Annotated in this window: 15 protein-coding genes; 4 read left to right on the plus strand and 11 right to left on the minus strand. The window is 59.1% G+C overall.

What is annotated here, in order from left to right; all coding sequences use genetic code 11:
• Positions 1-48: 48 nt before the first annotated feature.
• From FJ979_RS26175 to FJ979_RS26185, 3 genes are all read left to right on the plus strand, one after another.
• Complete coding sequence (locus tag FJ979_RS26175) at positions 49-354, plus strand: hypothetical protein (protein WP_140584242.1); 306 nt, start codon at positions 49-51, stop codon at positions 352-354.
• 228 nt (positions 355-582) lie between these two features.
• Positions 583-1,578 carry a YihY/virulence factor BrkB family protein gene (locus tag FJ979_RS26180; RefSeq protein ID WP_140584243.1) on the plus strand — a complete coding sequence of 332 codons (996 nt, stop codon included), beginning with the start codon at positions 583-585 and terminating at the stop codon, positions 1,576-1,578.
• A 137-nt stretch (positions 1,579-1,715) separates the two neighbouring features.
• Positions 1,716-2,540: a Ku protein gene (locus FJ979_RS26185; RefSeq protein WP_140584244.1), complete on the plus strand. Its 825-nt coding sequence runs from the start codon at positions 1,716-1,718 to the stop codon at positions 2,538-2,540.
• Between the two features lie 59 nt (positions 2,541-2,599).
• On the opposite strand, the gene FJ979_RS26190 is transcribed toward FJ979_RS26185, so the two are convergent.
• Entirely contained in the window at positions 2,600-2,968 is a 369-nt protein-coding gene (locus tag FJ979_RS26190; RefSeq protein WP_140584245.1) for a hypothetical protein, read from the minus strand.
• 245 nt (positions 2,969-3,213) lie between these two features.
• Here FJ979_RS26190 and FJ979_RS26195 point away from each other — a divergent pair, with 245 nt between their 5' ends.
• Positions 3,214-3,666: a universal stress protein gene (locus FJ979_RS26195; protein ID WP_140499425.1), complete on the plus strand. Its 453-nt coding sequence runs from the start codon at positions 3,214-3,216 to the stop codon at positions 3,664-3,666.
• Between the two features lie 137 nt (positions 3,667-3,803).
• Here the strand turns inward: FJ979_RS26195 and FJ979_RS33405 are convergent, their stop codons facing one another.
• From FJ979_RS33405 to FJ979_RS26245, 10 genes are all read right to left on the minus strand, one after another.
• On the minus strand, positions 3,804-4,409 hold the full coding sequence (locus FJ979_RS33405; protein ID WP_140558913.1) for a L,D-transpeptidase: 606 nt from the start codon (positions 4,407-4,409) through the stop codon (positions 3,804-3,806).
• Between the two features lie 251 nt (positions 4,410-4,660).
• On the minus strand, positions 4,661-5,728 hold the full coding sequence (locus tag FJ979_RS26205; protein ID WP_140517445.1) for a helix-turn-helix domain-containing protein: 1,068 nt from the start codon (positions 5,726-5,728) through the stop codon (positions 4,661-4,663).
• A gap of 532 nt (positions 5,729-6,260) precedes the next feature.
• Positions 6,261-7,331: an AraC family transcriptional regulator gene (locus FJ979_RS26210; RefSeq protein ID WP_140584246.1), complete on the minus strand. Its 1,071-nt coding sequence runs from the start codon at positions 7,329-7,331 to the stop codon at positions 6,261-6,263.
• Between the two features lie 652 nt (positions 7,332-7,983).
• Positions 7,984-8,922, minus strand: a complete 939-nt coding sequence (locus tag FJ979_RS26215; RefSeq protein WP_140499419.1) for an AraC family transcriptional regulator — start codon at positions 8,920-8,922, stop codon at positions 7,984-7,986.
• A 110-nt stretch (positions 8,923-9,032) separates the two neighbouring features.
• Positions 9,033-9,233, minus strand: coding sequence for a hypothetical protein (locus FJ979_RS26220; protein WP_140499417.1), 201 nt, complete (start codon positions 9,231-9,233; stop codon positions 9,033-9,035).
• A 62-nt stretch (positions 9,234-9,295) separates the two neighbouring features.
• A complete protein-coding gene (locus FJ979_RS26225; protein WP_181174428.1) occupies positions 9,296-10,003 on the minus strand; it encodes an MgtC/SapB family protein in 708 nt (235 codons plus the stop codon).
• 38 nt (positions 10,004-10,041) lie between these two features.
• Positions 10,042-11,223: an alpha/beta fold hydrolase gene (locus FJ979_RS26230; protein ID WP_140584248.1), complete on the minus strand. Its 1,182-nt coding sequence runs from the start codon at positions 11,221-11,223 to the stop codon at positions 10,042-10,044.
• Between the two features lie 18 nt (positions 11,224-11,241).
• Positions 11,242-11,949, minus strand: coding sequence for an META domain-containing protein (locus FJ979_RS26235; RefSeq protein ID WP_181171825.1), 708 nt, complete (start codon positions 11,947-11,949; stop codon positions 11,242-11,244).
• Positions 11,950-12,187: 238 nt separating this feature from the next.
• The gene (locus FJ979_RS26240) at positions 12,188-15,349 is read right to left on the minus strand and encodes an efflux RND transporter permease subunit (RefSeq protein WP_140584249.1); all 3,162 of its coding nucleotides are present in this window, start codon (positions 15,347-15,349) and stop codon (positions 12,188-12,190) included.
• A complete protein-coding gene (locus FJ979_RS26245) occupies positions 15,346-16,479 on the minus strand; it encodes an efflux RND transporter periplasmic adaptor subunit (protein WP_140584250.1) in 1,134 nt (377 codons plus the stop codon). Before FJ979_RS26245 ends, FJ979_RS26240 begins: the two co-directional genes overlap by 4 nt.
• Positions 16,480-16,481: the final 2 nt, after the last annotated feature.

Consider the following 16,481-nt stretch of genomic DNA (forward strand, 5'->3'; position numbering starts at 1 on the left):
CAACTCGAGCTGCCAGCATTGATTTGGGATAGTCTCGGGAGAAATGCCATGCTGCAATTAAACCTGCCTCGAGAAGTTGCAATCGGTGATGAAGTTGCCCTGACGAGTACGGTCATGGACATGCTTCCCAGTGGGCGCGCCAGGGTGAGCATCCCCTCCTATGATCGTCCTTATGCGATCGATGCGCCCCCCAGAACTCACGTCGGAGACAAAGTCGTTCTTGTTGGGGACGTCACTCGGGTCGATCCTGAAACCAACAAGCTGAGCGTACGGATTGACTGTGGCGGGGTGGTTACCGTCCACAAATCGGCGATCATAAGGCTCAAGAAAAATTGCGCGGCCCGAAATGGCTGACGCATCACCCTGCGACGTAAGGCTCGCCAACGAGGCCGAGCTCGCGGGATGGGATTATCCACGCCATCTCACCGCGCCAGCCTTACCGACGGGCTGCGCTCGATGAAGCTTGACCCCAACCCGCGCGCTGTATCGGCTACGGGAAGCCCTGTGCGACGAGCCGTGACAGGCATGATCGAGATAGGTCGCGACGCTCCGCGTCCCATATGGCGTGACTGGTGAGGGGAGATGCCACACTGGGTTCGCGGTACCTGGATTCTCTTGAAGGACGCCGTCACCGGCTTCATCGACGATAATGCGTTGAGCCACGGGGCGGCGGTGGCTTTCTACGCCACGACATCGCTGGCGCCGATCCTTCTGATCGTCGTGGCGATCGCCGGTCTGGCCGTGGGCAAGGATGCGGCCCAGCTCGCCCTGTCAGCGGAGATATCCGGCGCGATGGGCGCGCAGAGTGCCGATCTGCTCAAGGCGACGATCGAGACGGCTTCGCACAGATGGTCCGGGACGCTTGCCACGCTCATCGGATTGGTGACGCTCTTCTTCACTGCCTCCGGTGTTTTCGGTGAGATGCAACAGTCGTTGAACGAGATCTGGAAGGTAAAAGCCGACGGCCTGTCGCTTTCGCGCCTGGTGCGGGCGCGGGCGGCAAGCCTCGGCCTGGTTGCCGCGTTGGGCTTCATGCTGCTGGTATCGCTGGCGGCAAGCGCAGCGATCACCGCGCTGAGCGATGTCATCAATCACCACCTGCCGTTCGGCGAACTGGTGCTCGGCACCGTCAACACCGTTGTCTCTTTCTTGCTAATTGGGCTGCTCTTCGCCGCGATCTACAAGGTCTTGCCGGATCGCACGCTCAAATGGCGCGATGTTGCCGTCGGTTCGGTGGTTACTGCGTTGCTGTTCACCATCGGCAAGTCGCTGATCGGCTGGTATATCGGCACCAGCGCGATAGCGACTTCCTACGGAGCGGCAGGCGCGCTTATGGTGGTGCTGCTTTGGGTCTACTATTCAGCGCAGATATTCCTCTTCGGTGCAGAAATTACGCGCGCTTACTCGGTCAGGCGCGGAAGCCGGCCAGACCTTGCGCCGGTAGTGGCGTTGAGCGGCGACAAGATAGACACGCCGCGCCGGCCTGAGGTGCATGACGGCGAGATCGGCGCATGGATTGTGGTAAGCAGCCTGATCACCGCGCTGCTCTCGCATTTGTCGCGGCGAAAGCAGGATTGACGCCGCGCGGGGGCACCGTTGGCATGGAAAGCCGCACCATCCGTGATGCGATCGCGTGCGTCGATGCTGATCAGGCGGGCGGAACGGAACGATCTGGCTGACGTTTGTGCCAAGGATCGGCGCGACAGGAGGACTGCATGGCGGCCCCACGAGCAGTTTGGAAAGGGTTTCTGAAAGTCGGGTCCGTGTCGTGCGGAGTGAAGCTTGTGGGTGCAACCAGTGAGGCATCGAAAATCCACTTCAAGATTTTGAATCGGAAAGATGGATTGCCCGTCAAGGCTGCCTATGTTGACGAAGAGACGGGCGATGTCGTCGATAGCGAAAACCAAGTCAAAGGCTACGAGGCAGACGCGGGCGATTTCATCAAGGTCGAACCGGACGAGATCAAAAAGCTAAAGATGACGTCTGAGCACACGCTTGAGGTCGACGAGTTTGTCGCCATCAAGGATATCGATACTCGCTACCTGGAAAAGCCTTATTACCTGATCCCTGCCGACGGTGCTTCCACCGAGGCCTTCTCCGTGCTGCGCGAAGCGATGGCCAAGAAGGGCGTGGCGGCGCGGTCCTGCGTGGTGCTGTACCAACGCGGGCGCGAAGTCGTGATACAGCCATATGGCAAGGGAATGCTGCTTACCGAGTTGCGGACCCATGACGAGATGATCTCGGAAGAGACCGTATTCAAAGACCTGGAAAGCCATGAATATGACCAGGAACTGCTCGAAATCGCAGGCCTGCTGATCGACAAAAAAGTGACCAAGTTTGATCCGTCGAAATTTGAAGACACCTACGAGGATGCGCTCATCGCGTTGATTGACGCAAAACGCAAGGGCAAGCAGCCGCCCAAACCGGTGCTCCCGCCCAAGGAGAACGTTATCGATCTGGCGTCGGTTCTCCGCAAGAGTCTCGCCAAGGAAGGGATCAAGGACCGCCCCAAAGCCAAAGCCGGACGCAAATCGGCATAGTCGCGGATCTGGTTGTCTGCTTTCTTCGAATTATGACCGAAAACGATCCTGTGCCGGGATCAGAAAAGATCGATTGGTCGCTCGGGCTCGGGGCTTCCGCCCGAGTCATTCGCGCGGTGCAGGGGCGCGTCGCCTTTAACCCCAAGATGCACGTCCCATCGACTGCGAAAAGGCGGGCTTTGCAGACAGGCGGTGACGGCTGCCGCCCCTTCAGTCAATAATGTGCTTCTTTTCACATGGAGATACTCACCGAAAGATACATTGATCAAATCATATTGTTCGATTTTGGGGTCGAAAGGGGAATCGCCAACATATGCACGTCGCAATAAGGAGAATTGGACGAGATGCAATTCATTGGGATAAATTGCACATAACGCAATGACTCGATGAATTGTAGGTTGAGCGGGCAACAAAGGCATTGCGAACATCTGTCGTCTTGTCTGTGATTTAACCATAGCTGGTACACGAAAAGGCAATTGGTGATCGTCGGGCCGGGCTAGCGCTATTCCTCCGCGGTTTGGAGATGGTGCGTCCGCTCCCGAATGTGCCCAGCGTCGCGATACAAGCGGCGTGAGTTGGATGTCCAAGAGAGGGCTTGCAGTGCACCAACGTGCATATCTCGACGAGTGTTGGTGTTGCCGGAACCGTGGTCGACCAGGCAGGGAGAACTCAGATGTACACTCATATCCTCGTGAGCACGGATGGCTCCGACGTCGCCAGGAAGGGCGTTGAGCAGGGGATAGCCCTGGCGAAAGCCTTGGCTGCCAAGGCGACAGTTGTCACGGTCACGGAGCCAATGCTGATTGACTATGGAACCGGATTTACCTCCGGGTCTATTCCTTCGCAGGAGGAGGTTGATAGTTTTGAGGCCGCGAGCAAGGAATTCGCAGGGCAAGTCCTCGATCAAGTCAGGGAGGCAGCCGACCGGATGGGGGTTTCCGCAGAATTTCTACATGTCCCGGATACCTACCCGGCCAAGGCGATTATCGACACCGCCAAGTCACGAGGCTGCGACCTGATTGTGATGGCTTCCCATGGCCGTCGTGGCATCAGAAAGCTTTTGCTGGGAAGCCAGACGTCGGAGGTTCTCGCGGATGGAAGTGTGCCTGTATTGGTCGTGCGGTAGCCAAACGAAACCGGAGAAGCGCCGGCTTCCTTTGCGCTCAACCTTCCGGAGAGACGGTGTCCTGTGACGAGGATGTCTCCACGCGTCGGCCTCGGCATTTAGAGGTGCCGCTCAATGGCATTCATGATTGCCGCAGGCTAGACAACGATAACGCGCGCGCCGTTGCGCACCGTTCCGAAGAGTTCAAAAATATGCTCGTTCAACATCCTGATGCAGCCGGATGATGCAGCTTTTCCAATGGTCCACGGCTCATTGGTCCCATGAATGCGATACAGCGTGTCCTGGCCATTGCGATACAGATACAGCGCCCGGGCGCCGAGAGGATTGTTTGGGCCTCCCGGAACGCGCTGCGGCAAGCTCGGATTACGGCGTCGCATGTTGGCGGTGGGGGTCCAGGTCGGCCATTGGGCTCTTCGTTCAACGATGGCCTCTCCACCCCATCGCTGTCCATCCCGACCGACAGCGATGCCGAAGCGGATCGCCCTGCCTGCGTCTTCGACATAGTACAGGAAGCGCTCCTGCTTGTTGATTAGGATTGTTCCGGCGGTTTCCCTACCCAAGTAAGGCACTGTTTGCCGACGGAATTGCTGGGGGATGCGCGTCTTGTCTACGAGAGGGATGTCAAAAGGCTTATCTGGAATTCTCCCGATATACCAACTCTTTTGGGAAGCTTCCGCATGCCCGGACAGCGCCAGAAATGATATTCCCCCAACGATCACGGATCGTCTGCTCAAAGAATTCACCAAATGAACCTCCGAAATTTAATGACTTCTTGGCTGGCATTTTATGAGCTTCGATGAGCCTGCGCTATCGGGACAAACATTTCTGACATCGGCCTCTCCGCTGAGGGTGCAATCTCTTATGTCATACGAGCGCCTCGTCAGACTGCGTGGTGTTCCCGGCGGGCAGTTCGAACCGGCGTCCAATCTCCAGCTTCGCCAAGGAATGGGTTCACTCTTGTCTTCGACAAGATTACCTCAGCCGAAGACTCCAATCACGTAGTCGAAAGCTGATGGCTGAGAAGGCAATTGTTGGCCAGGAGGCTGTTCAGAGAAGGTTTGCCGTTGTTCGACCGCTCCGCCAACGGAGGGTGCTTGAGGCCCAGCCAGCCCGCCTCCCGCGCCTCTTTGGGCGAGATTCCGAACTCGCGCCTGAATGTCCGGCTATATGTCGAGGGATCCATGAAGCCCCACTCCTCCGCAATGCTCGAAATCGGGCGTCCATCCGCGATGTTTCCGAGCGCGTCCCTCGTTTTCAGCAGCCGCTGTCGCCGGATATAGTGCGAGATTCCTCCGGCTGGTTCGAAAATCCGATAAAGTCGAGAGCGTGAAATGCCGAGGTCTTGCGAGAGCTTTCCCGGTGTCAGATTCCGGTCGGCCAGATTGGCTATTATGATCTTGTTCGCGCGGGCCATGATGACCGCGTCGATCGGCTCCTGTGCTTCGAAAAAGTGATCCCGGGACGGGGAAATGCACGCGGCAAGCAGGCTGGTGGTCGCCGATGCGACATACGGGACGTCGCTTTCCGTGCGATGGGGGAAGGAATGATAGAGCAGCAGAACATAGTCGGCGACGAATGCGGCCATCTCGGGCCGGATATCGAGCGTGAAGGGTTGCGAGAAGGCGAAATCCCGCGGAAGGAATAGCGCAAGGACACCGTCATCCTCACCCTGGTCTTCATGGGGTGCACCCAGGCATTGCCAGCGCAGCTGTCCCATTCTTGGCGTGCCGCCGCCCGCGGGGATTGTCTGGGGCACCGAAAGAGCCCAGTGGTCGAACACCGGATTCTTTCTGCTGCGCCACCGCCGACGGTACCCCATCCCGGGGTATTCGATGAAAGCCAGCACGAGGCTCTCCAACCGCCACGCCCGCTCGCGCGCAGAGAACGAGCCGAACTCGTCTCGCAGCAATTCGACGTCGGCTATATTTGAGTGCCAACTCCGGAAAAGGTCGAATTGCTCGGGCGGTGGCGCCTGCGAGGTATCAACGTCTACGACGCATCTTAGAGGTTCTGGGGTCCCGATCGTTTCGCTTTCGCTGACAATTGATGGCTTGTCTTGCATTGAGGCAAACTCATTGCTTGAAAGAGGGTGACGGCAACCCCATGGAATTCTCGATCAAGAGACCAGACGTATCGGGCTCATCCCCGGCGGATGTAGCCGCGGCGAGATCGAGGTTATGGGACTTGAAATCCTGACACCCGCACCTGCTTGGGTGGTATAGAACCAGTCGACAAGAACATCTCGCCCAGCCAGCAGAATCGATGATGTGCGGATGTCGGCAGCGTGTATGGCAACTGCTCCAGCGATCGGCTCGCCAAGAGTATCGCTTCGTACTGTTACCTCCATCACAAGCTCCTATCGAGCTAGCAGATCAACAATGAACGATGTGCTTTTCGCAAGGAGACGGTCCTGACAATTAAAAATCCAGAGTGGAGTTATCGAAAATCGTGATGCTAATGACGAGGACACGGCCGAGCTTAAACGGTCATCGATTTTTGAAAAATATGCGAGGAATCCATAATATGGGTTTGACGTATATTTCTTGTAGCTTGTGGGATGATCTCCAGGCGCCCCGACCTAGGCCAGGAATCCGTCACTGTCTTGAAGAAAGGGACAATCCCAATGAATTGTTGATCAGAAGGTTGCTCAGGATGCCAGCATCCGCGAGGGGCTCATCCACAGTCAGCCAGGTCGAATGCTTGACGCCCTGCCACCCGAGTTCGCGCGCTTCCCTTGGAGAGATGCCGAACTCTGTTTTGAACATCCGGCTGTAGGTAGACGGATCTTGGAAGCCCCATACTTCGGCAATGCTGGAGATCGTTCGCCTGTCCGAACTGTCCGCTAGAGCGTCGCGCGTTTTCAGCAGCCGCTTGCGCCGCACATAGTTGGACACACCGCCCACCGGCTCGAAAATCCGGTAGAGACGGGAGCGTGAGACACCGACCGCACGGCAGAGTTTGTTGGGCGTCAAGTCGGGATCGCTCAACCTCTCTGCGATACGCTTGGCAATCCGAGCGGCAGACACCGCGTTCACAGGCCCTTGCGCCTCTGCCAGATGATCTTTTGTCGGCATAAGAGCAGCCGCGGAAATGTTGGCAGTCGCGGTGACGATATGAGGCAGATCCGCTTCTCTCAAATGAGGAAGTGAGCGGTGCAGCAGAACGGCGTAGTGCGCAAGAAAATCCAGTGCCTCGTCGCTGACTTCGATTTTCGATGATCTGGTTGCCGGCCATGTGCGGGGCAGAAACAGTGTGATGAACAGATCATCGTTGCTCACTCCAACATCGGGCAAGGCCAGACACCTCATGCGGGGCCGACGAGATATCATCTCGCCGGCAGCAGACTGCGAGAACGGCACGGACAGCATCCAGTGATCCAACAGGGACCGTCTGCGATGTTCCCATTGTATCTCGTAGCCGGAGCCTGGGATTTCGATGGAACTCAACGCCAGATCGCCCAACTGCCATACCTGATGACGAGCCGGGAACACGGCGTGCTCGGCCCGAAGAAGCTGTATTTCGGCAACCCCGGCAAACCATGATCGATAGAAATCAAACTGTTCGGCTGGGGGTGCCGACAAGCTATTTACGTCGATGGCGCATCTTAGAGGCTCATCCGCAAAAGGGTCGGTGGGAATGCCGGCAGCGGTTACTCTCGCGTCCATAACAAACTCCTGTCGTACATGAGACGCCGAAGTATAGGCAGCTCAAGAGGTCGGCAGGCCGTTTCCCGCAAGGAAACCGACAATAAAACACACCCTCAACCTGCCGCCGCGGATGAGATTGATTTTGAGGCAATCTTAAGCCGGAGATGCTCCCCTAGAGTGGGCTAGGAATCCCAAACGTAGACAATGCGTTTATTTCTCGTGGAAGCTAGGACAGCGTTTTCGCATCGTATTTACCCTTGCGACTATGGCCATTCTCATCGGCGCCGAGCGCGCCATGTGGAGTGACCTTGCGTTTCTCTTGCTTGCGACCAACCGGTCGGAAGGTTTGTCGCGGCCCCACTGAGGTCGCGCCATCAGAATCTCCTGACGGCCAACCAATTTCTATCCACTTTCCGACGGAGTGCCCGAAAGCTCTCGGATTGGGGTGGTTCAGTAGGCAACTAGGCCGAATGCGGGCTGCACATAGCTGTGATGAGGCCCTACGCGTAGGTGTGTCGTTGGCTTTAGGATTCGCCGACCGCGGGGGATCCGGCATTTCTGCCGACTGCCTCCGTCCACAGGAGCCGACGGCTTCATCGTCTTCCATCCTGATCAAAATGCCTGGGGCACCGCGTTAACCAGCCTCGGATCGGCAGGTTTGAGCATCCCATCAGTCTGGTGCTGCGTGTCTCCAGAAGCGCCGACGCGCCTCACTGGGGGAGCATCCGAAGATTGACGTATAGGCTCCAGCGAAACGGCCCAGGTGCCAGAAACCAAAGCTCATGGCGATGTCGGTGATCGAGAGGCGATCGCCCTGCGTCAGGATAAGGCCGTGCGCGGCCCGAAGCCGCCGCTCCCGCTCGTAAGCTCGAGGGCTGACTCCCAGACGTTCCTGAAAGGCGCGCTCCAACATTCGCTCGCCAATGCCCAGTACCTCGCAGACTGCACTGACGGAAACAGGGCTATGAGGCCTTGCCTCCAGAATGGCCAGGGTGGCATCAACGATATCGCGCCGATCGCTGGAGCCGAGGGCGCGGGGGGATGGTTGCTCCGTGAGGGAAAGCACCCGCGCGAGCGCGGCGCCCGCTTCGCTCGCCGCAACGGCCAGGCCGGCACTTAGGTCATAGCCACGCTGTGCTGCAGCTTCCGCGAACCCGACGGTTCGCAGCAGCCTCTGCTGAAGCTCCAGCTCGGCTCCTGCCGTGAGGCGTTGCTCATGTATCCCTGGCATCAGCGCGGTCCTCTGGCCCAGGTGGGAGGCTGATGCCGTGCGCAGAGACTCGAGCGCGGACCCACGCAGACCGATCCGCATGAGGCGATAGCTTCCTGGCATCTCCAGCTTGAATTCTGTTCCCGGGCCGATGATCCGCAACTGCGGTACTTCACTCCGTTGTCCGTTGAAGGTCGTGCCTTCGCCCCAGAGGAACACCGCCGTCAACGCATCGTCATTGATCGCCCCGGACATGGCGATGCCACCCTTGTCCCGCAAATCGAGGACGAACGCGTCGCCATAGTCTATCGTTGCAAGGCTCGATGCATGGCGCTGCTCGCCAATCTGCTGGATATGGAATTCCGCGTCGGGATCGGACTCGCGGGTGCGCGCGACCACGGAATTATACTGGCGGGCGTACCAGTTAGGAGCCTCCAACAACGAGGGCCTCTCCAAGTCTTTTGTCCGGACTGGAGTTGGACGCGATCGCTTTCGTCCAACTCGATAAGTCAAGCAACCGAGTCCGGCTTGTTTCTGCGGGCGATCTTTATAATCAGAAGAATGATTCCGATAGCAAAGAGAAGACAGCCAACCATGATGCTCGATGGAGAGCCATAGCGATAGCCCGATGCAAAAATGAGAAAGCCTATGAGCAAGAGGCCGATAGCTATCAATTTGTTTGCCAACAAGGCCTTGGTGTTTCCTTCCATTGTAGCAGCTCCTTAAAATTTGACGTTTCGAGGTGGTGTCGAGGGTCTTTCTGGCTTTCGCTCTATTCGGTCTTTTCTTCCGGCTCCCAGGAAGCCGACTGAACATTCGAGTCGAGCGCGAGGTGAGCGACGACGCGTTCGACTGATTGCGCATCATCACGGTTGCTGAACAACGTTGCTTCTATTCTCATGGCGTCGCCCTCATTGATGGGATGGCTGTTAAGGGAGCGTAGGCGGAGGAGGTTTGTATTGATGGTCTGAAGCAGAATCGATCTGAGCAAATAAACATTATCTCGTGAGCATACGATCTCTACGGTGTACGTGTATTCGACGGCAGGTTGTTCCTGAGAGTGCCTTCGAAAGAATCTTGAGAAATTAGGAAGAAGCGAATTGAGTATAATAATGAGCATTGCGGTTTCCGCGGCCAGCAGCAGAAAGCCAAAGCCTACGAAGACCCCGACAGAGCCAGTGCTCCAGATCGTCGCGGACGTACTCAACCCTCTTATGTTGGAACCGTCCCTGATGATCAGGCCGGCGCCAAGGAAGCCAATGCCGGTTACGACCTGAGCCCCCATTCTAAGATCGAGACCTGAGCCAAGAGCGCCCGGCAGCGAGGAGTATGCCGCCGCGCCCAGTGCGACCAGCGCGTGCGTCACAAGTCCTGTATATTGTTGCCGGTACTGGCGTTCCGCACCGATCAGCGCGCCGAGCAGCAACGCAAGCACGAGCTTCAGCAGGATTGATTGAGTTATCGCGACTTCAGCTTCCAAATGTTCATTCCGTCTGATTCAAAATGCAGGGGCTTTCATCACATGGCGCCGATCTCGGACGCCGGCTGCTGGGACACGGATTGCCGGGATGCCGACAGCTTCAGGATTGTGAGCGGCAGATGGAGAACGAGGGAGGCGTTATCGAAGATGATCTGCCGGGTCTCTTCGGCTTTGTCTTCGACCGGCATATCTTCGTTCACGATGAGACGGCGCAGCAGGGGCCCGGACCTCAACAGCTTCATCAGTGTTTCCGACGTTGCAAAGCCGCTGTGGCCGCCGCCGTCCACGTCGGAAATGTCGATAACCTGAATGTCCTTTTTCTGAAGGAGCGGGATATCGAAGCCACTGCCGACTCGTGGCTGGCCACCTGCAATGCGCCGCGACAGGCTCAAGGCGCGATCTCGCCGAGAGACAACGATCGTGAAGGGGTGCGGCAGTTGGGGTATGTCCCTGACTTGGCTGCTGAAGACATCTGGATCGATATCGGGCGCGGCAAGCAAGACGCCGCGGATTCTTGAGGTAACCGCCGCCTTACCTTGCAATACAAGGGTGCGAAGCGCCTCCATTACGACATACGCGCCCATGGAATGGCCGACGATGAAAACACCGCTAGCGTTCGATCGAGCTGCGATTTCGATCGTTTCGGCCAAGCCGTCCCGCGCCTGGAGAGCGCTATCGCGATCGAAAAGATAGGCGCCGATAGATCCCGCCGACGCCCAGGAGAAATGAACCGGAACCGAGGAGATGCGGTAGTCGTGGACGACTTGGGCATTACGAAACAGGCCTTCGGCAAAATTGTTGTTGTAGCCGTGCACGAAGATAAACACCTCGCGCTCCGAAGGCGGACGCTTCGCCAGCATCCCGTTCAACCGACCTGCGAAGGATGCTCTGTTCTCGAAGCGGACAAGATCACGAGCGGAAAAATGGCGCTTCGGATCGGGTGATGTCGATGACGTCTCGACGACGCCCGGCCGGTGTGTGGCCGGCACGACGACAGTCAACTGCGAAAAACTCAATGTCGGGGAACGATCCCGCGAATAGGGCGGTTCGGAGGTGGGGAACCTTGTGCGCGTGGTGGCAATCAGGAAGGAAATAGCCGACATTTCGTTGCTAATTTGTACAGGCGAGGCAAGGCCCGTCACGGCTCTTGGACCGGCGCAGCTTTGCACCAGCAACGCCAGCGAGATAACCAACACAAATCGTCCTGCGGGGTTCTGCATGCTGCTGGCCGCGCCGGCTTATCTTCGTAAACTCACCAGCGTTTGGCCATCCTTGTCCAACAGTTGCACTCGTCCTGTCTGTGGGGCTTCAAAACGATGGACGGACCCGAGTGCCTTCAGAAGACTGCGCTCTTGATCCATGAGGGGCTGATCGCAGATCATCCTGGACGAGCCGGTTTCCGAGATCGTCAGCGCTTCTCCGGTCAAGGCGAAGCCGCCAAAGAACCGATTGCACGAGCCATTCCCATGGATGCGTCCATCTGGCTCGAAGGCAAGGGTGGGTTTCGAATCGGAGACCGTGGTTTCTTCTCGAATTTCGTCCACGAGCCAATCTCCGTGAAGGAGGTCGCCCGGCTCTCCGGCGCAGCCCCCAAATTTCCGGTCGCCAAGGATGACGGTCGCGGTTTGGGGGTATGGCATTCCGCTCATGGTATCGACGCATATTTTGGCAGCGATGGTCAGCGCGAGTTGCCGGCCGTCTACCGTCGCCAGATAGGTGTCGGCGTCGCCTTGCCTTGTGGGACGCGGAGCCGGCTGAACTGTGAAGGTCTCGCCCCCTAAGGCGTTAAAGCTGAGCGCGGTGTCCGAGATGCTGATTTGCCAACCGGGTTCGTTGCCGCGTGCAGCCAACGAGGCAGCCTCCGCATTGCTCGTTGCGGTGGCGTACAGCGACAACACCGCGAGCGAAGCGGCCAACGGCAAGGATGAGCAGGACTCTGGACTCACGGTTGCAGCCTCCAGACGATGCGTCACTGAACTCGAAGGCCGCCCGGAAACCGGCCTCTGGGGGCAACTTCGCCAAATATTGCGCCGAATGTACTTGCATCCGGCCGTCAGTCCATCGCCGCGGTTCGGAGAACGAGTCCATTCGGCGAAGAAATGGACGCAAAGCCAAGAATTGAGATTCCAAGAACATAAATGGTTGCCGCGGGCCATCTCGACCGCCCTTTGGCGAGAACGAACCTCAATGTGATGGTTCGATGGTGTCGAGGCGTTCCGTACGATCTCCCGGACGCCGGGACGACAGATACTCGGTTGCTTTCTGGACGACAAAATAGACGGAGGGGATGATCAACAGGCCAATCGTCGTAGCCGCGGCCATGCCCCCGAAAATTGTGACGCCAACAGCCCGCCGCGCGCCCGCGCCGGCGCCAGTCGACACGACAAGAGGAATGATCCCGAGGATGAAGGAAACCGCGGTCATCATGACGGCCCGGAAGCGCTGCTCGGCCCCGATCCGCGCCGCCTCCATTATGCTTAGTCCCTCATCGCGCCGCTCCTTGGCGAATTCCACGATCAGGATGGCATTCTTCGCCGCCAGTCCGATCAGCAGCACGATGGCGATCTGCACGTAGAGGCTGTTCTGCAACCCGAAAACCTTCAATGCCGCTATGGCGCCGAAGAGAGCCGCTCCGAGCGAAAGGATGACGATCAACGGAAGCGACCAGCTCTCGTATTGGGCGACAAGGAAAAGATAGGCAAAGAGGAACGCCAGCGCAAAGACCAGCCCCTCCTGGCCACTGCCGCGGCGCTCTTGAAACGACAGGCCTGACCACTCGAAGCCATAGCCATTCGGCAACAGTTGGGCCACTGTCTTCTCCATCGCGTCCATGGCGCCGCCGCTGCTGCTTCCAGGTGCGGTAATGGCGTTTATGGGAGCGGCGACCGACAGATTGTAACGCTGGATGGCGAATGGCGACAGGATCGTCGTCAACGACGCCAGATTGTTCAAGGGCACCATGGTGCCGTTCCGGCTGCGCACATGCAGGTTCAAGATGTCTTCCGCATGGGCACGGAAATCGGCATCGGCCTGCAGATTAACCTGGAACACGCGGCCATTGAGCGTAAAATCATTTACGTAGCGCGATCCGAAGGCCGCGCCGATGGTGGAATAGACGTCCGACACGCTTACCCCAAGCGCTTCGGCGCGCGTCCTGTCGACATCGACATAGACCTGCGGGACATTGGCGCTGAAGGTGGTGGCGGCGCCGCCGAGCTCCGGCAGGTGATTGAAGGCACCGAGTAGGGCGCCGACGACCTGCGCGATCTCCTGCGGCGGCTGTCCTTCAAGCGCTTGCAGGCGGAAGTCCAGGCCACCGACCGAGCCGATGCCGGCAATCGCCGGCGGCGCGAATACGGCGACGTTCGCGCCCGGAATTTGGGAGAACTTCACCCGCAGCGCCTGCAGGATGCCGGCGAGCTGCAGTTCGCTGGACCTGCGCTCGTCCCAGGGCTTCAGCGCCGCGACCGCCATTGCGCCGCTCGGCGAACTCGTCGACTGAAGGATGCTGAACCCCGCAACCGTGATGACGTCTTGCACGCCTCCGGTGTCGGTCAGAATCTTGCGCACGTCCTCCACGATGGCTTTCGTGCGGTCGAGCGAAGCGGCATTGGGCAACTGGATGTCGACGAACAGCGCGCCTTGGTCCTCGTCGGGCAGGAAAGTCGACGGTAGCCCGGTGAAGATCAGATAGGCGGCGGCAAAACAGGCAAGCAATCCCGCCACCGGCACGTACCAATGCCGCACCAGAAACCCGACGAGGCGTCCATAGCCGTCGCGCGTCTTGTTCATGAATGCCGTGAACCAGGCCAGCGGGCCACGCTTGAAATGGCCCACATCGCGCCGCAAAAGCAGTGCGGCCAGCGCCGGGCTTAGGGTCAATCCGACAAAGGAGGAAATCACCAGCGCCGAAGACAGCGTCACGGCGAACTGCCGGTAGAGCTGGCCGCCTATGCCGCCGAGAAACGCAGTCGGCGTCACCACGGCAAGCAGCACCAAGGTCGTGGAAATGATCGGCCCGGTGATCTGGTGCATCGCCTTGCGCGTGGCGTCGGCGACCGCGATGTCAGGGGTATCCTCCAGCACATGCTTGACGTTCTCGACGACAAGGATGGCATCGTCCACCACCAGGCCGATCGCCAGCACCAGCGCCAAAAGAGAAATCATGTTCAGCGAATAGCCGGCGGCAAACAGCACCGCCAAGGCGCCGAGCATGGAAACCGGGATGGCAAGCGCCGAGATGAACATGGCGCGCCAATCCTGCAGGAAGACGTAGGTGACTGCGAGAACGATCAGGAACGCCTCAAGCAGGGTTCTGGCCGTCAGCGAGATGCTGGCATTCACGAAGCGGGTCGCGTCGTAGACGATGTGATACTGCATGCCTTTGGGAAAGCGTGACGAGAGGCGCTCCAGTTCGGCGCGGACCGACGCCGCGGTCTGGATGGCGTTGGCGCCGGGCGACTGGTTGATCTGCATCATCGCCGAGGCGTGTCCGGCGAAGCTGGCGCTCGAAGCATAGCTTAGCGCGCCAAGCTCGAGCCGCGCGATATCGCGCAGGTAGACCTTGGCCCCCGCCGAGCCCGTGCGCACGACGATGTCCCCGAATTCCTCGACGCTTCTCAGCCGCCCCTGCGCGACCAGAGTGTATTGCAGCTCCGAGCCCTGCGCCTGCGGGGGGGCGCCGGCCTGTCCGAGCGTCGCCTGGATGTTTTGCCGCTGGATGGCGGCCGAGACATCGTCGGGCGTCAGGCTAAGCGCGTCCATGCGCTGCGGGTTGAGCCACACCCTCATCGAGTATTCCGAAGCCCCGGCGACCGAAGCCTCGCCGACGCCCCGCACGCGCGATATCGTGTCGGCGACGGTCGTGGTGATGAAATTAGTGATCGCCAGCGCATCGAGGCTGTCGTCCGGCGAATAGAAAGCGATGCCGAGGATAAAATCCGGCGAGCGGGCACGCACGGAGACACCTTGCTGCGCGACCGCTGCCGGCAGGCGCGAGATCGCCAGCTGAGCGCGGTTCTGCACGTTGATCTGTGCTGTCTCGGGATCGGTTCCGACCTCGAAGGTCACCGATAGCGTGTATTGGCCGGCATTGGAGCTGGTGGACGACATGTACATCATGTGGTCCACGCCATTGATGGCCGTCTCCAGCGGGCCGCCCACCACGTCGGCGATGACTTCCGCGCTTGCTCCCGGATAGGAGGCCGACACCGTCACCGTTGGAGGGGTGATCTGCGGATACTGCTGTATGGGAAGGGAAAACACCGCGATCCCGCCGGCGATCGAAATGATGATCGAGACGACGATCGCGAGCCGGGTGCGGCTGATGAAGAGGTCCGAGATCATTGCGTACCCTCCGCTTCGCGGGGGGTGACCTGCTGACCATCGGAAACGCGTTGCAGGCCCTCGACGACGATCGTTTCGCCGCCTTCCAATCCGCTCGTCGCCGCCCAGCGATTGTCGATGCGCGCACCGGTCGTGATCGCCTGCCTGGTCACGGTATTGTTGTCGTTGAGCACGAAGACGAACTTGCCCTGGCGGTCCTGAAGAACGGACGCCATCGGCACCATCGGCAATTTCCGGGCTTCTTCGTCGACGATTGTTAGCCGGACGAACTGGCCAGGCGCCAAAATGTGGTCGGGGTTGGGGAACAGCGCGCGGACAGCGACGGTACCGGTCTGCTGATTGACCTCGTTGTCGATGAACTGCACCCGCCCCGGCAAAGCAAATTGTGTGCCGTTGGCGAGAGACAGACTCAGGTGGAATTTGTTCGCATCGATCTTCTGGCCACCGGCAAGTTTCTGCCTGATGTCGACCAAAGTGCTGTCAGCGATCGAGAATGCGACGCGGATAGGATCGAGTTGTACGATGCGCGCCAATGATCCGGAGCCGGGCCCCACGAGATTACCGCGCGTCGCCAGGGAGCGGCCGATGGTGCCATTGATGGGAGACCTGATCTGAGCATAGGAAAGATTGAGTTCGGCCGTATTGAGGGCTGCATTGGCGCTTTGAACATCCGCCGCGGCGACATCGAATGCAGCCTGCGCGTCATCCAACGTGGCCTGAGAAATAGTCCTGCGGCTGAGCAGGTCCCTGGCGCGTGAGAGGCTTTGTCGCGCGGCGTTGCGGGTGGCTTCGGTCCTGGCCACCTGCGCCTGTGCGGACATTACCGCCGCCGACAGTTGATCCGGCTCGATTTCGAAAAGCAGATCGCCCTCGTTCACGTGCTGGCCTTCGGAGAACCTGATCTCCTTGAGCAGGCCGGACGCGCGCGCCTGAATGTCGACCGCATCGATCGCCTCGACCTGCGCGTTGTATGTCAGCGGCGCGTTTGCCGGACCGGACTGGACCTTCTGCACGACCACTGGCACCGTCGCCGCGGTCTGCGCACGTGCCGCTCCCGCGAAGCCACCCACGCTGACTAGCAATGCGGCCGCCACGACCCTGGCTCGAAAGTCAAAATTGCTTTTCATCATCG

Source organism: Mesorhizobium sp. B1-1-6 (genome assembly GCF_006443035.1).
In the GTDB taxonomy this organism is placed as follows: Bacteria; Pseudomonadota; Alphaproteobacteria; order Rhizobiales; family Rhizobiaceae; genus Mesorhizobium.

Excerpts from the sequence above, each read along its gene's own strand:
- FJ979_RS26175 (WP_140584242.1), top strand. The coding sequence starts at position 49 with ATGCTGCAATTAAACCTGCCTCGAGAAGTTGCAATCGGTGATGAAGTT.
- FJ979_RS26180 (WP_140584243.1), top strand. The coding sequence starts at position 583 with ATGCCACACTGGGTTCGCGGTACCTGGATTCTCTTGAAGGACGCCGTC.
- FJ979_RS26190 (WP_140584245.1), bottom strand. The coding sequence starts at position 2,968 with ATGTTCGCAATGCCTTTGTTGCCCGCTCAACCTACAATTCATCGAGTC.
- FJ979_RS26230 (WP_140584248.1), bottom strand. The coding sequence starts at position 11,223 with ATGCAGAACCCCGCAGGACGATTTGTGTTGGTTATCTCGCTGGCGTTG.
- FJ979_RS26245 (WP_140584250.1), bottom strand. The coding sequence starts at position 16,479 with ATGATGAAAAGCAATTTTGACTTTCGAGCCAGGGTCGTGGCGGCCGCA.
- FJ979_RS26185 (WP_140584244.1), top strand. The coding sequence starts at position 1,716 with ATGGCGGCCCCACGAGCAGTTTGGAAAGGGTTTCTGAAAGTCGGGTCC.
- FJ979_RS26240 (WP_140584249.1), bottom strand. The coding sequence starts at position 15,349 with ATGATCTCGGACCTCTTCATCAGCCGCACCCGGCTCGCGATCGTCGTC.
- FJ979_RS26195 (WP_140499425.1), top strand. The coding sequence starts at position 3,214 with ATGTACACTCATATCCTCGTGAGCACGGATGGCTCCGACGTCGCCAGG.
- FJ979_RS26205 (WP_140517445.1), bottom strand. The coding sequence starts at position 5,728 with ATGCAAGACAAGCCATCAATTGTCAGCGAAAGCGAAACGATCGGGACC.
- FJ979_RS26210 (WP_140584246.1), bottom strand. The coding sequence starts at position 7,331 with ATGGACGCGAGAGTAACCGCTGCCGGCATTCCCACCGACCCTTTTGCG.
- FJ979_RS26220 (WP_140499417.1), bottom strand. The coding sequence starts at position 9,233 with ATGGAAGGAAACACCAAGGCCTTGTTGGCAAACAAATTGATAGCTATC.